Origin of the sequence: Sulfurimonas crateris (assembly GCF_005217605.1) — a bacterium.
Lineage (GTDB): Bacteria > Campylobacterota > Campylobacteria > Campylobacterales > Sulfurimonadaceae > Sulfurimonas > Sulfurimonas crateris.
In genome coordinates, this window is the sequence record NZ_SZPX01000008.1 from 94,729 (window position 1) to 108,420 (window position 13,692).

Here is a 13,692-nt window from a genome sequence, read left to right on the forward strand (position 1 = left end):
AATATGGAAGCACTCTTAGATTTTAAAGATGCGGTAAGCCAATTTCGTTTTCCGCTTCTTTTCTTTTTGCTTCAGGCTTCATTGATTGTTTTTGCTATTATCTCTCTTGTTCTGTTTATCTATGACAGATTTATTCAAAGAGAGGACCAATTACTTATCAACTACCCTCTCATAGGGCGTATGCGGTATCTTTTTTATCTCTTGCGTGATCCGATGAGACAATATTTCGGGGATGAGAAGTTTTATGAGTCTTTTGATAAAGTAAAATGGGTTTATGACTCCGCAGAGAGAAAAGCCGCGTACGCCTCTTTTTCTCCGGGACAACCACAAAAATCTGCACGGCTCTCCATTAAAAATGCCAACTGTGTGCTAAACACGGAGGATGTTAGCGAGGAGTTTGGGGTTACTTTTGGAGAAGATTCAAAGCACCCTTTTAAAGCTCATTCAGTTTTGGGTAGAAGCGCCATGAGTGACGGTGCGATTTCTCCGGAGGGAACACGCGCTTTTAGTAAAGGGGCTTATCTGGGAGGTTTTCCTATCAATACGGGAGAGGGAAGCCTTACCTCAAACTTCTTATATACACATTGCTACAATCCCAAAAACAGAGATTATCTTGATGTAATTGAGGGAACCTTTTTTGCCAAGAGTGTTTATCTGTTTGTGAAATTTCTGCTTAATGCTTCTGCTGCCGAGAAGGTATATAGGCATATGGTTATTTTATCAAGCGATGCAGAGAGCTATCTTTTTGATGAAGAGCATAAGGTGTGTTATCGTGTTAACTGGAGAGCACCCCTTGAAGCATTTCCAAAAGAGATACCATCGGATGTGCCCGATATCATTTTTCAAATCGGAAGCGGTCTTTACGGTGTTAGAGACGATAAAGGCAATTTTGATGAGCAGCGTTATATAAAAAGCATGCGATTCGCCCGGATGACGGAGATAAAAATGGCGCAGGGAGCCAAGCAGACGGGAGGAAAGCTTTTAGCAGACAAGGTAAGCGAATCCGTGGCTTATTACAGGGGAGTAGAGGCGCATAGAGATCTCTTTTCACCCAATCGGTTTCCCTATGGAAAAACTCTTGAAGAACTTTTTGATTTTATGGGCAGGCTCAAAGAGCTATCGGATAAGCCAGTGGGTGTGAAAATTGTTATCTCTTCAAAGGATACTTTTTTGGAGTATGCTTCTTTAATAAAAAAAAGAGTAGAGGAGGGTTCTAGAGCGTATCCGGATTTTATTACGATTGACGGGGGTGAGGGCGGAAGCGGTGCCGCACCTCTGGAGATGATGATGACGGTCGGAATGGTAATAGCAAAAGCACTCTATATAGCAGATATGGCACTCAAAGAAGCAGGCGTACGAGAAAAAGTTAAACTTATTGCGAGTGAAAAAGTGCTTACTCCCGATGATGCCATCGTTCTTTTTGGCATCGGTGCGGATTATGTAGGAATTGCCAGAGCCTTCATGATGAGTGCAGGATGTATTCGCGCACGTGAATGTTCGGGAGCACATGGACGGCACTGTCCCGTCGGACTTGCAACGCAAGACAAAAAGAAGAGAGCCTCTTTTTTGGTGGAGCAAAAAGCAAGAAATGTCGCCTCTTATCACGCGCAGATGATACACGGTATGCAGCAGCTTTTGGCGATTATGGGAGTAGATCACATATCAAAACTCAACAAATCACACCTTATCTTTAAAGACCATGCGGGAAAAACTTATATGAATGTAGATAACTATTTTGAAGAAATGTTAGTATAATAAAGTATGATTTTAAATACACGCAGAAATTTTTTCAAACAAAGTTTTTTAGGCGGAGCTGTTTTGCTCTTTGCCGGTTCCTCTTTGTACGGAGCAGCGGAACCTTTAAAAACTCTCACACTTGTTCAAGAAGATCTTTTTCCAAAAGCAAAAGAGCTCTATGTCGATACCACTTCTTATCTGCTGCTTATTTTAGACCATTCAAGAATTAGCACTTCACACAAAGAGTTTCTTCGCAATGGCGTTCAATGGCTTCATGAGGAGTCCCTAAAGCTTCACGGCAAGCTTTACTACAATCTTTCAGCACAAAAACGACAAGAGGTGTTGCAGGAGATTTCAGAGTATGGATGGGGCGAGTCATGGATAGAGGCTCTTTTGACTTACAGTATGGAAGCGCTGCGCAGTGACGCAGTTTACGGTGTAAACAAAAAAGATGCGGCGCAAAAGTGGCTTGGATTTAGTGCGGGTTTGCCGCATCCAAAAAGTGCGTATCTATGACGTACGATGTTTGCATCATCGGGAGCGGTGCAGGCGGCTCGCCTGTCGCTTATGAGCTGAGTCGCGCAGGTTTTAGTGTAGTTGTGCTTGAAAAAGGAAAAGAGTACAAAGAAGATGATTTTAACAAAGATGAGCTGGCGGTTTCGCGGCGCGAGCTTTTTACGCCCGACCTTAAAGATGAGCAGCATGTTATTTATGAACTAGACGAGAGTAAAGAGCGCAGAAGATATCTAGGAAGCGATTACCAATGGAGTTTTTGGAACGGCTCTATGGTGGGAGGATCATCAAACCTTATGAGCGGCTATTTCCACCGCATGAAGCCAAACGACTTTAAGCTTCTCTCGACTCATGGAGAGATAGAGGGCGCAAATGTGGCTGATTGGCCTCTCTCTTATGAAGAACTGGAGCCATACTACGAAAAAGTTGAGCGCATAGTCGGTGTTAGCGGGGAAGTGGTTGCACACTCTTTTTTAGAGCCCAGAAGCACCTCCCATTTTCCTTATGCAAAACTTGAAGAAAACGGAGTGACAAAGTGGTTTGACGCCGCATGTAAATCTCTTGACTTTGAGAGCATTCCGACTCCGCGGGCAATAATTCCACATGCGGCACTAAAGCGACATGGCTGCTCTTACTCTAACTTTTGCGGGAGTTACGGATGTGCAACGGGTGCAAAAGGGAGTGCCAGAGCTGCACTTCTTCAAAAGTGTGATGCAAGAGTTATTACCGAAGCGTTTGTATATAAGCTTGAGAGCGATGCGACAAAGGTTACAAAAGCACACTACTATGATAGCGACATGAAGACGCATGAAATTAGTGCTAAAATCTTTGTTTTAGCCGCACAAGCAATAGAGAGCTCACGTTTGCTCTTAAACTCAAAAAATCGTTTTTTCCCTTATGGTTTGGCAAACAACAATCATCAAGTAGGAAAAAATCTTATTTTCTCAGGCGGAGGAGCAGGGGAGGGGCGATTTCGTTTTGAAACGCTTACTCATGAGCAGCAAAAAGAGCTTATGGAGGTCGGTCTTTTCTTTAACCGCTCTTTGCAGCAGTGGTATGAGTATAAAAAGAGCAGTAAAAAAATAAAAGGCGGAACCATAGACTTTCTGTTTGAGCATCAAAATTTGGTTCCCCGCATAAAAAGAGCTTTTTATGATGAAGAGGGAAAAATTCTTTGGGGTAAGGCTCTTGAGCAAAAAATTCATAAAGAGCTTACGACTTCAAGAGTTTTGAATTTTGAAGTTTTTAATGACTGGCTTCCTACGGATGAGTGTTTTGTAGGTATTGAAGAGGAGGTTAAAGACAAGTACGGCATCCCTGTGGGCGCAATACATCTCTACAGCCATCCTCGTGATAGAGAAGTCGGTGACGATTTGGCAAAAAAAGCTGTGCAGGTGTTGGAGAAAATGGGAGCTACCGAGATAAACTACTCCATCTCCTCTGCTCCTCCGCCAAATCTTGTGGCAGGCGGCTGCAGATTTGGAGAGAATCCTAAAACATCCGTACTCGATAAAAACTGCAAAGCGCATGCATTAGATAACCTTTATGTTACGGATGCTAGTTTTATGCCTACGGGAGGAAGTGTGCCCTATACATGGACTATCTATGCGAACGCTTTTCGTATAGCAGATATTTTACGCAAAAGATTGGAGTCTTAAATTTATACTTATGTGACAAATATTACATACTCTTTACTTTTCTTCTGTAATAATAGTGAAATAATCTCATAAAAAGGAGAGAAGATGTGTATCCCACATGGAGCTATGGGCTCGGTAGATAATGGATATGTCAAAGAAGATAAACCTAAAAAAAGCATTAAGAGAGTTTCTCAAGAAGTTTTTGAAAAAGGCGATCCCAACTTTGTAGATGAGAGAGTAAAACCTTATGAACCTCAAAAGAAAAAGAAAGGATTGTTAGAGTCGCTTTTTTCCTCTTGAGTTGATAACTGTTTTTTAAAGAGGCATACCCTCTTTACCTTCTGCAAGAGAGCTTAAAAAGCTCTCCATGTCATACTTTACTCTGTATTCAGGGGTCATGATATGGATAAGAATATCACCCATATCGACAACAACCCAGTCACTGCTCTCATCAACGTTTACAAATTTTTCTGCAGGTTTTAGCTCATTTTTTAGATGGTCCAAAAGCGCTAGTGTATGTTTTGATCCAAGAGATGATGCGATGACCGCGTAATCGACAAAGTAGTTTTTCTCTCTTAGGTCAAAAACCTCTATGTTCTCCGCTTTGTTCTTATCTAAGACTTCGGTTATTTTTTCTATTCTGTTTTGCAACTGTTTTCCTTGTAAAAATTATATATCTCTTTTGCACACTTTTTTGGCAGTTTTGAGATCTCAATGCACTCTCTAAGATTGGTCGATGATATTTTTTCATCAACATCAAGTCTTAAAAACTGCTCTGGTATCTCAATATTGTCCCTTGGGACTACTATAAACGTCACCAGTTCTTTTAGCTCATCATATCTGTCCCATTTATGAAGCGAAAAGAGGTTGTCCGCACCTATTACAAGATATATTTTTCTATAGCTCTCTAAAAGGTGCTTAACGCTCTTGATTGATGAGACCGCTCTTTTTTGTAAAACTTCATACTCTGAAATTTCAACATTTTTATACTCTTTAAATATCTCTTTTAACCACTCTACTCTAAGAGAGGCAGGAGCATAAAAAGTTGACTTAAACGGATTTAGATAAGTCGGCATTACTATAACTTTTTCAATTTCTTTGAAATTTATCAAAGCCTTAACTATTGCCTCGTGACCGATATGCGGCGGGTCAAAAGAGCCGCCAAAAAGTGCGATTGTATCCATATTTAAAGCGAATTATAACTAAGTTTAGGTAAAATTGCCCAATTTTTATTTTATTAGGAAATATAATGGCACTAAAAATAGCAATTAACGGATTTGGTAGAATCGGTCGCTGTGTAGCTCGTATTGCTGCAACAAGAGATGATGTAGAGATCGTAGCAATAAACGACATGGCAAGTATAGATATGATGCTCTACCTTCTTAAAAACGACTCTGTTCATGGAACATTTAAGAGCGAAGTAGTGCAGATCGATAATGAGAACATTACTATTGACGGTAAAAATATAAGAGTTTTTAGTGACAGAGATCCAAAAAACTTAAAATTTGCCGAGTGCGGTGCAGATATGGTTTTGGAGTGTACGGGCGTGTTTTTGAGTAAAAAAGATGCTCAGATTCATATCGACAACGGCGTGAAGAAGGTTCTCTTCTCGGCCCCTGCAAAAGATGACACTCCTACGTTTGTTCTTGGCGTAAACGAGCATCTTTATGCTGGACAAAACATAGTCTCTAATGCTTCATGTACGACAAACTGTCTTGGTCCTATAGCTAAAGTACTTGATGATGCTTTTGGGATAGAAAAAGGTCTTATGACGACAATTCACTCATATACAAACGACCAAAATATTTTGGATGTGAAACACTCAAAAGATAAGCGCCGCGCACGTGCGGGAGCTATCAATATGATCCCGACAACTACCGGTGCTGCAAAGGCAATTGGTCTGGTTCTTCCTCAGCTTCAAGGTAAGCTTCACGGGCAGAGCGTTCGTGTTCCGACACCTAACGTCTCTATGGTTGACCTTAACGTTATCGTTAAGAAAAACACTACAAAAGAGGAAGTGACGGCTGTATTTAACAAAGCTGCAGATGGAGCTCTTAAAGGAATCATTCTTATAGACAAGGAGATGAGAGTCTCTCAAGATTTCGTCGGATGCGAGTACAGCTCTATAGTAGCAGAGGATCTTACTCAGGTAATTGACGGCAATATGGTCAAAGTTATGGCTTGGTACGACAATGAGTGGGGATACTCGACAAGACTTTTAGATATGGCTCTTCATATCAGTAAATAGGATAGAATTTGGAACTATTAAATATTAAGAATTTAGATTTAGCAGGCAAGAAAGTATTTATCAGATGCGATTTTAACGTGCCGATGGATGAGTTTGGAAATATATCAGACGACCGCCGTATACGCTCTGCTCTTGCTACCATAAACTACTGTCTCGATCAAGATTGTTCCGTTGTGCTCGGTTCTCATCTTGGACGTCCTGACGGACAGGTAGTTGAGAAATATTCACTGATTCCCGTAGCTAGAAGAATTCAGCATCTCCTAAAGAGAGAAGTTATCTTGGCAAAAGATGTGGTGGGTGAAGATGCGCTATCAAAAGCAGCGGCTCTGAGACAAGGAGAGGTTCTGCTTTTAGAGAATCTTCGTTATGAAGATGGTGAGACAAAGAACGACAAAGAGCTCTCAAAAAAACTCTCTTCTATGGCTGATTTTTACATAAACGACGCATTTGGAGTGAGCCATCGTGCCCACTCATCCGTTGAGGGAATAACACACTTTTTTGATAACAACCATAAAGCAGCGGGATTTTTGCTTCAAAAAGAGATACAGTTTTTTGGCAAACTGATACAAAACCCTGTACGTCCTTTTGCGGCAATAGTAGGCGGCTCAAAGGTTTCGGGCAAACTTGAAGCGCTTATCAACCTTCTGCCAAGAGTGGACAAGATCCTGATCGGCGGCGGTATGGCGTTTACGTTCTTAAAAAAGCTTGGGCACGATATAGGTGCTTCGCTTGTAGAAGATGACCTGCTCGAAGATGCAGGACACATTATGGATGAGGCAAAAAAACTTGGCGTAAAATTCTACCTGCCTGTGGATGTTGTTGCAGCAGAGAAGTTCGCGGAAGACTCTATTATAAAGATAACATCTTCTCAGGAGATCCCTGCTGGATGGATGGGTCTTGACATAGGACCTGCTACGGTCAGACTTTACAAAGAGGTATTAGGCGATGTTCAGACTGTTCTGTGGAACGGTCCTATGGGCGTTTATGAGATGGATAAATTTGCAAGAGGCTCAAATGAGATAGCTCACTTTGTAGCTGACAGCTATGCAACAACCGTTGTAGGCGGTGGTGATACGGCTGATCTGGTTCAGAGAATCGGCGTTGATGATGAGATGACATTTATCTCAACAGGCGGCGGAGCATCTCTGGAACTGCTTGAGGGTAAGATTTTACCGGGCGTAGCATCTTTGATGATAAAAGAGGATTAGAGTATGATAATTGCAGCAAATTTAAAAACAAATCTCACAAGAGAGAAAACTGCCAAATATATAGCAGAAGTAGAGAGTTTTTTAAGCAAAAACAGCATCTCTGAGGAAGTTTTTGTTTTTCCTGCAACATCAAGTCTAAATTCACATTCCGGAGCCGTGGTCGTAGGTGCTCAAAATGCATATCCTACAACAAACGGTGCATTTACGGGCGAGATCGGTTATGAGCAGTTAGAAGAGTTTGGCATAAAAACTATTCTTATCGGTCATAGCGAGAGAAGACATATAATCGGCGAGACTCAAGAGGAGCTTGTAAAAAAGTTCAACTTCTATAAAGAGCTTGGATTTAAGATCATCTACTGTGTTGGTGAGCCTTTAGAGATAAGAGAAGCAGGGTTTGATAGTATGATGGAGTATATATCTGCTCAGTATGAGGGGATAGATGCTTTATACGAAAACCTGATCGTAGCTTATGAGCCTGTTTGGGCGATAGGAACAGGACTTACTCCGACAAATGAAGATATTGTAGCGATACATGCAGAGCTGAAGAAAAAATCATCAGCTCCTCTTCTTTACGGCGGAAGTGTTAAGGTGACAAACGCGGCGGAAGTTTTGGCTCTTGATGGAGTTGACGGTGTTTTAGTAGGCAGTGCAGCGCTTTATGCGGAGCATTTTTGTACGATGTGCGAGTATGCGCAATCATTGAGTAAATAAAATAACAGGAGATATACATAATATGGTAATGAAGGGCAAAAGAGGTTTAATAGTAGGTTTGGCAAATGATAAATCAATTGCGTACGGGATAGCAAAATCGTGTCATGAGCAGGGTGCCGAGCTGGCATTTACATACTTAAACGATGCGCTTAAAAAGAGAGTTGAACCGTTGGCTGCATCTTTTGGCAGTGATAAAGTGTATGAGCTTGATGTATCAAACGAAGAGCATATGGCTAATATCGCTTCACTTGTAGAGAAAGATTTCGGCAAGATCGATTTCTTGGTTCACTCTGTTGCATTTGCTCCAAAAGAGGCATTAAGCGAACCTTTTATGAAAACTACAAAACAGGCTTTTCAAATTGCTATGGATATTTCAGTTTACTCTTTGATAGATCTGACAAACCGCTTAGAGTCTGTTTTAGCAGATGATGCTTCTGTATTGACACTTTCATATTTGGGCGGACCTAAATATATAGTAAATTACAATGTAATGGGCGTTGCAAAAGCGGCACTTGAATCAACTGTAAGATATATGGCAGTAGAGCTTGGAAAAAAAGGTCAGAGAGTTAACGCTATCTCGGCAGGACCGATCAGAACACTTGCAGCTGCGGGGATAGGTGACTTCAAGCAGATCCTTAATTGGAATGAGACAAATGCGCCGCTTAAGAGAAATGTGACGATCGAGCAGGTTGGCAACTCTGCAATGTATCTTTTAAGTGACCTGGCTTCAGGTGTTACGGGAGAAGTTCACTATGTAGACTCAGGATATAACATCATGGGTATGGCTGCTGCCGAGGAGAAGGATGGCAAAACTGTTCTCTCTTGGGATGCTAGATAACTGCAAACAAACATTTTAAAGTCTTAAGCTTCTTTGCTTTAGCCTTTAAAAGAACACTATTAAATTTTCTTCAATAAACTGCCTGATTTCTAATCTATTTTCTGTACTGCTTGCAACTTCAATTTTTGCAGATAAGGAGAGATCGGCTATTTAATGTAAGCGCAAAATCGATTTAAGATAGCGCCATATTCCTTTTTGGAATATGGTTTTTATAGCAGAATTAATTCTTACCTATTACAGGCATAGAACTTATCTTGTTTACGTGTGAATTCTTCTCATCTGTTATGTGAGTAGCGTTGTAAACAGACATTTTATCTACATACTCTTGCAGAGTAAATGCTCTATCCTCTTCCTTATATTTAGATTGTACCTCTTTTTGTCTCTCTACCTGCTGGGCAGTGAGCTCCTTTAAAACTACGCCTGTATCACTCTCTACAAGTTTTGCAGAGCCGTCCTCATTTGGGATGATTTTAACTTTTGTATCTCCGGTAGGAGCCTCAGTTCCTGCGACGATCGGTTCCCACTCATTCTTTAACCAGTTGTCCAGTGCTTGTTGCATATAGCCACTTTTTTTCTCTTTTTTCCCGGCAACGCTGTTTAGTGCTTGGTTCTGAGATGGGTTCGCACCATCCACTTTACTACATGCACTAAAGAGTGTAACTGCCAATATTGTCATAATTATGTTTTTCATAATGTAAGTATACAGAAAATAAATAACAATATGGCAAAAAATATTAGTTTATTGGTGTAAGTTAAACTTAATTTAAAGTTTTATATGACATTATGATGACAATATATTGACAAACTGTTGACAATATTAAAACTAGGAGAAACGAGATGAGATTAACAAAATTAAGTTTAATAGCAGCAATGCTAATAGGTTCAACTGCATTTGCAATTGAAAACACAAAAGTTTCTGGTGACGTAAAATTATTCTACGGAACAATGGATGCTGACAATACTACGGATTTAACAAATGATTTATCACAATCAACTGACGGTAAGACATCGTTTTTTGATGCTGATGGTGCTTATGGCGACCTTGCTGTTAACCTAGAGTTGACTACAGATCTTACTAAAGGTGTATCTGCAGGTGTAAAAGGTACTTTTATAACTACTTTAGGTTTAGAGAGCAACCTTGTAAGTAACACTTGGTCGAATGTTCACGGCGTAACAGGGAATACTCCTGCTGGCTTCTCTGGTGGTTATCAGTTAGATGACGCAATGTATATAGGTGAGCTATGGGTTGCAGGTTCTGCATTTGACACTACTCTAAAAGTAGGTCGTCAAGCACTTGATACTCCTTTAGCGTTTACTGAGACTTGGGGAATTGATGAAAATACTTTTGAAGCTGCAGTTGTAATCAACCAAAGCATTCCAGATACGACATTGGTAGGTGCATGGGTAGGTAAGTCAAACGGTTCTGCTGATGATGTTACTACTAATGTTACTATAAATGCTATTGACGCTGCACAGGCTGGCTATATGGCACAGGGTGGAAAGTTTAATACTTTTGCTCAAGACGGCGTTTATGTTGCAGGTCTTGTAAATAACTCAATCAAGCCATTGACAGTCTCTGCATGGTACTACAGCCTTCAGCAGATGGCAGAAGCATACTGGTTACAGGCTGATGTAAATATTGGTGGCATCCTAGCTGGTGCTCAATATGCTCAGATAGATACTACTAAATTAACTGATACTAACAAAGACGATGAGGCATTTGCAGTAATGTTAGGATATGAAGCTAAAGATGTAGCTACAGTAAAAGTTGCATACTCATCTGTTGATGAAGAAGGTACTATCGGTCTTGGAAATGTTGCAACGACTACAGGTCAGTCTAAGCTTTACACAGAGATGTGGTGGACTTACGGTGCTGTTTCTGCAACTGGTGCAGATTCTTATTCTATAACTGCAGAGGGAACTGTTGCAGGTATTGATCTGCTTGCAGGTTACTACTTTGCTGATATAGATGTTACTGGAACTGCAAATGATTCAGAAGTTACTGAGATAGCTCTAACTGCTACAAAATCATTTGGTCCATTGGACACTACTTTAGCAATTATTATGGATAATGAAGAAACTGCTACGACAGATTATGATACTAATCATCTTCAAGTTTATCTAACATACAATTTCTAATCACTGCCATACACCCTTTTATAAGCTCATCTTCCCCGACCTCCTTCCGGGGGAATGAGCCCTCCTCATCTTCTCCTTTCCTGTTTTGTGTGAAGATGAGTAGGTCTCATTTTGATCTTTTTTAGCTATAATTTTTTTCAATGAACAGATTAATTAAAAAAACGGCATATATACTTTTCATGCTTCTTCTTATCTCCGTTATCTCTTTTTTGGCGATCCATGCCGCGCCCAACAGCTTTTTTGGAGCAGGTGAATTAAACCCGAATATGACGGACGAGGCAATAGCCGCGCTAAAAGCCGTATACGGTCTTGACAAACCTCTGTCGCAGCAATATACAGACTGGGTTATAAACATCTTTAGCCTAAATTTCGGCATCTCTTTTGTAAGCGGTCAGGATGTAAGTGCCGAGATACTAAAGCGCCTCCCCGTAACATTAACTATGAATATAAGCGCGCTTGTTGCCGTATTTGTAATATCTCTCTATTTAGGTATAAAAGCGGCACTTAGTTATGAGAAAAAGAGTGACTACATCATTCGCCAGATATCTCTTGTATCGTTCTCTATGCCTTCGTTTTACCTGGCACTTCTTTTTATAATCTTTTTCTCTTTGACCTTGGGGTTGTTTCCTATCTCTGGTCTGCACTCCGTAGAGCCAAAAGAGGGAGTCGCTTACTATCTTGATATGGCGTGGCATCTGGTCTTGCCTGTAGGGGTTATGATATTTGTGGGGCTTGGAAGTATGATAATCTATATCCGCTCTCTCACGCTGGAGATACTAAAGAGCGACTACTACTACTTCGCACTCTCCCGCGGTTTGGGTAAAAAAGAGCTTCTTCGCTACTACATACTTCCAAATCTTCTGCCGCCGATAATCACTCTTTTGGGGCTCTCTTTGCCGGGGCTTATAGGCGGAAGTGTTATTTTGGAGTCTATTTTCGGGATAGAGGGGATGGGGCAGCTCTTTTATATGAGCGCTCTGAGCCGTGACTACCCTATAATAATGGGCACTTTGATGATAACGGCGTTCTTGACTCTTTTAGGCAATATGATAGCGGATATGCTCCTTTTGAAGCTAAATCCTTATATGTCAAGAGAGTAGTTGGCTAGTTAAACAGAGCCGCTAACGCGTCAACGCTCTCTTTTTGTTCGCTGCTGCTCTCACTGCCATCTTGCTCAGATTTGTCACTCTCTACAAGCTCTATATTTAGACCGCTAAGCATAGAAGCAAGACGTATATTTATACCGCCTTTACCGATAGCTTTTGATTTTTGATCACTTGAGAGCGTGATGATAGCTTTCTCGGCCTCACCGTTCTCATCTTTTACGATCTCAACCGCAGATATGATAGCAGGACTCATAATTCTTGATAGGAAAAGCTCAGGAATACTCGTATACTCTATACAATCTATATTTTCACCGATAAGCTCTTGGCTTACGGCATTGATACGGACACCTTTTACACCGACAGTCGCACCGACTGCATCAACTTGCGGGTGCATGCTTACAAGCGCTATTTTAGCTCTTTCACCGGGAATGCGCGCGCTCTTTTCTATAATAACCGTACCGTCTGCTATCTCAGGTACTTCAAGTGCCAAAAGCTCCTCTAGAAATTTTGGAGAGGTACGTGAGAGCTCAATTTGGATGCCGTTCTCTTTGTCCATATTTACACGTCTTACAACAGCTTTTAGATGGTCTCCAACTTTGAAAACTTCGCCTTTTATACGGCTTTTCATTGGAAGTACCGCACGGACTTCATCGACATCTATATATGTCGCGTTGTTGTTGTCCACTCTTGTTACTCTGCCGGTAACGAGTGTCCCGATCTTAGCTTTATACTTGTTAAAAATCTCATCTTCAATAAGTCTTTGAATATGGTACTCTATCTCACGGTGAAGTGATGAAGCGGCAGTTCTTCCGTACTCTTCCAAGTCATGCGGGATCTGAAGCTGATCGTCAAGTTCTACCTGATCGTCATACTCTCTAGCCTCTGTTATAGAGATATATGCAGGAGCCGTCTCTTCATCTTTTAATCTCTCGTCATCGTCTGCAACTACCGTTATTGTCTGAATAACATCAAGAGTTTTTGTCTGGCTGTTTATTACCGCTTCAAAGGCAAATTTTGAGTTTATGACTCTTTTTGCGGTTTGAATAAATGCTGTTTTTAGTGCCTCTTTTACCTTCTCAGGTTTAAGACCTTTTTCATGTGCTATTGCTTCAACTATATCTAGAATTTTTTCCATTACTCTGTCCTGTACAAAATTGTCTCATAAAAAACAGTGTTAAAAATATTTTTAGGGATTTCTTATGAAGAGTGTGATTGTACCAAAAATAGTCATAAAATTAGCTTTAATGCGATTTTTAGTAGAGTTTTACTATAATGCAAGAAAATATAGCATTGATATAAGGATAGATTATGGATTTAAAGTTTGCAAGAACAGATATTACGGTAAAACCTAAAAAAGCGGAACTAGAAAAGATAGAGGCTGCGTTAGAGAAGCAGGAGAGCGCAATCTTTTACTTTGACAGAGAAAATTCACACAAAGATCTTTTAGAGCTTCAGGACTATTTTGAGGCAAAAGGAAAAAGTTTTTATATGAACGAAGTTAAATACGGACTTGCAGATAACGAGTATATGTACCAAGTTCACATCATAAACTAAG

Annotated in this window: 15 protein-coding genes; 11 read left to right on the top strand and 4 right to left on the bottom strand. The window is 40.6% G+C overall.

Annotation, left to right across the window (positions count from 1 at the left end; all coding sequences use genetic code 11):
- The first annotated feature begins 3 nt into the window (after positions 1-3).
- The 4 genes from FCU45_RS10730 to FCU45_RS10745 all read left to right on the top strand — a co-directional run bounded on the left by FCU45_RS10730 (position 4) and on the right by FCU45_RS10745 (position 4,187).
- A complete protein-coding gene (locus FCU45_RS10730; protein WP_137015134.1) occupies positions 4-1,755 on the top strand; it encodes an FMN-binding glutamate synthase family protein in 1,752 nt (583 codons plus the stop codon).
- Positions 1,756-1,761: 6 nt separating this feature from the next.
- Positions 1,762-2,253 (top strand): gluconate 2-dehydrogenase subunit 3 family protein, encoded by a 492-nt coding sequence (locus FCU45_RS10735; protein ID WP_137015136.1) that lies wholly within the window; start codon positions 1,762-1,764, stop codon positions 2,251-2,253.
- Entirely contained in the window at positions 2,250-3,908 is a 1,659-nt protein-coding gene (locus FCU45_RS10740) for a GMC family oxidoreductase (protein ID WP_137015138.1), read from the top strand. The genes FCU45_RS10735 and FCU45_RS10740 overlap by 4 nt, the downstream gene beginning before the upstream one ends.
- An 84-nt stretch (positions 3,909-3,992) precedes the next feature.
- The gene (locus FCU45_RS10745) at positions 3,993-4,187 is read left to right on the top strand and encodes a hypothetical protein (RefSeq protein ID WP_137015140.1); all 195 of its coding nucleotides are present in this window, start codon (positions 3,993-3,995) and stop codon (positions 4,185-4,187) included.
- Between the two features lie 15 nt (positions 4,188-4,202).
- Here the strand turns inward: FCU45_RS10745 and rsfS are convergent, their stop codons facing one another.
- Positions 4,203-4,538 (bottom strand): ribosome silencing factor, encoded by a 336-nt coding sequence (gene rsfS / locus FCU45_RS10750; RefSeq protein ID WP_137015142.1) that lies wholly within the window; start codon positions 4,536-4,538, stop codon positions 4,203-4,205.
- Positions 4,523-5,071, bottom strand: coding sequence for a nicotinate (nicotinamide) nucleotide adenylyltransferase (nadD, locus tag FCU45_RS10755; RefSeq protein WP_137015144.1), 549 nt, complete (start codon positions 5,069-5,071; stop codon positions 4,523-4,525). Before nadD ends, rsfS begins: the two co-directional genes overlap by 16 nt.
- Before the next feature lie 65 nt (positions 5,072-5,136).
- Here nadD and gap point away from each other — a divergent pair, with 65 nt between their 5' ends.
- The 4 genes from gap to fabI are packed head-to-tail and all read left to right on the top strand — an operon-like array spanning position 5,137 to position 8,892.
- Positions 5,137-6,135, top strand: coding sequence for a type I glyceraldehyde-3-phosphate dehydrogenase (gene gap, locus FCU45_RS10760; protein WP_137015146.1), 999 nt, complete (start codon positions 5,137-5,139; stop codon positions 6,133-6,135).
- 8 nt (positions 6,136-6,143) lie between these two features.
- Entirely contained in the window at positions 6,144-7,343 is a 1,200-nt protein-coding gene (locus tag FCU45_RS10765; protein WP_137015148.1) for a phosphoglycerate kinase, read from the top strand.
- A 3-nt stretch (positions 7,344-7,346) separates the two neighbouring features.
- Positions 7,347-8,054 (top strand): triose-phosphate isomerase, encoded by a 708-nt coding sequence (locus FCU45_RS10770; RefSeq protein ID WP_137015150.1) that lies wholly within the window; start codon positions 7,347-7,349, stop codon positions 8,052-8,054.
- Between the two features lie 22 nt (positions 8,055-8,076).
- Positions 8,077-8,892: an enoyl-ACP reductase FabI gene (gene fabI, locus FCU45_RS10775; RefSeq protein ID WP_137015152.1), complete on the top strand. Its 816-nt coding sequence runs from the start codon at positions 8,077-8,079 to the stop codon at positions 8,890-8,892.
- 220 nt (positions 8,893-9,112) lie between these two features.
- Here the strand turns inward: fabI and FCU45_RS10780 are convergent, their stop codons facing one another.
- The gene (locus FCU45_RS10780) at positions 9,113-9,583 is read right to left on the bottom strand and encodes a hypothetical protein (RefSeq protein WP_137015154.1); all 471 of its coding nucleotides are present in this window, start codon (positions 9,581-9,583) and stop codon (positions 9,113-9,115) included.
- A 254-nt stretch (positions 9,584-9,837) separates the two neighbouring features.
- Here FCU45_RS10780 and FCU45_RS10785 point away from each other — a divergent pair, with 254 nt between their 5' ends.
- The gene (locus FCU45_RS10785) at positions 9,838-11,031 is read left to right on the top strand and encodes a hypothetical protein (protein WP_170175862.1); all 1,194 of its coding nucleotides are present in this window, start codon (positions 9,838-9,840) and stop codon (positions 11,029-11,031) included.
- A gap of 140 nt (positions 11,032-11,171) precedes the next feature.
- Positions 11,172-12,131, top strand: a complete 960-nt coding sequence (locus tag FCU45_RS10790; RefSeq protein WP_137015158.1) for an ABC transporter permease — start codon at positions 11,172-11,174, stop codon at positions 12,129-12,131.
- A 4-nt stretch (positions 12,132-12,135) separates the two neighbouring features.
- Here FCU45_RS10790 and nusA read toward each other — a convergent pair whose 3' ends face one another.
- Entirely contained in the window at positions 12,136-13,272 is a 1,137-nt protein-coding gene (gene nusA / locus FCU45_RS10795) for a transcription termination factor NusA (RefSeq protein WP_137015159.1), read from the bottom strand.
- A gap of 173 nt (positions 13,273-13,445) precedes the next feature.
- Here nusA and FCU45_RS10800 point away from each other — a divergent pair, with 173 nt between their 5' ends.
- Positions 13,446-13,691: an HP0268 family nuclease gene (locus FCU45_RS10800; RefSeq protein WP_137015161.1), complete on the top strand. Its 246-nt coding sequence runs from the start codon at positions 13,446-13,448 to the stop codon at positions 13,689-13,691.
- The last annotated feature ends 1 nt before the right edge of the window (position 13,692 follow it).

Bases quoted from the DNA above. Each gene is read 5' to 3' on its own strand.
- FCU45_RS10770 (WP_137015150.1), top strand. From the start codon at position 7,347: ATGATAATTGCAGCAAATTTAAAAACAAATCTCACAAGAGAGAAAACT.
- FCU45_RS10780 (WP_137015154.1), bottom strand. From the start codon at position 9,583: ATGAAAAACATAATTATGACAATATTGGCAGTTACACTCTTTAGTGCA.
- FCU45_RS10740 (WP_137015138.1), top strand. From the start codon at position 2,250: ATGACGTACGATGTTTGCATCATCGGGAGCGGTGCAGGCGGCTCGCCT.
- fabI (WP_137015152.1), top strand. From the start codon at position 8,077: ATGGTAATGAAGGGCAAAAGAGGTTTAATAGTAGGTTTGGCAAATGAT.
- FCU45_RS10730 (WP_137015134.1), top strand. From the start codon at position 4: ATGGAAGCACTCTTAGATTTTAAAGATGCGGTAAGCCAATTTCGTTTT.
- nadD (WP_137015144.1), bottom strand. From the start codon at position 5,071: ATGGATACAATCGCACTTTTTGGCGGCTCTTTTGACCCGCCGCATATC.
- FCU45_RS10790 (WP_137015158.1), top strand. From the start codon at position 11,172: ATGAACAGATTAATTAAAAAAACGGCATATATACTTTTCATGCTTCTT.
- FCU45_RS10735 (WP_137015136.1), top strand. From the start codon at position 1,762: ATGATTTTAAATACACGCAGAAATTTTTTCAAACAAAGTTTTTTAGGC.
- FCU45_RS10800 (WP_137015161.1), top strand. From the start codon at position 13,446: ATGGATTTAAAGTTTGCAAGAACAGATATTACGGTAAAACCTAAAAAA.
- nusA (WP_137015159.1), bottom strand. From the start codon at position 13,272: ATGGAAAAAATTCTAGATATAGTTGAAGCAATAGCACATGAAAAAGGT.
- gap (WP_137015146.1), top strand. From the start codon at position 5,137: ATGGCACTAAAAATAGCAATTAACGGATTTGGTAGAATCGGTCGCTGT.
- FCU45_RS10785 (WP_170175862.1), top strand. From the start codon at position 9,838: ATGGATGCTGACAATACTACGGATTTAACAAATGATTTATCACAATCA.
- FCU45_RS10745 (WP_137015140.1), top strand. From the start codon at position 3,993: ATGTGTATCCCACATGGAGCTATGGGCTCGGTAGATAATGGATATGTC.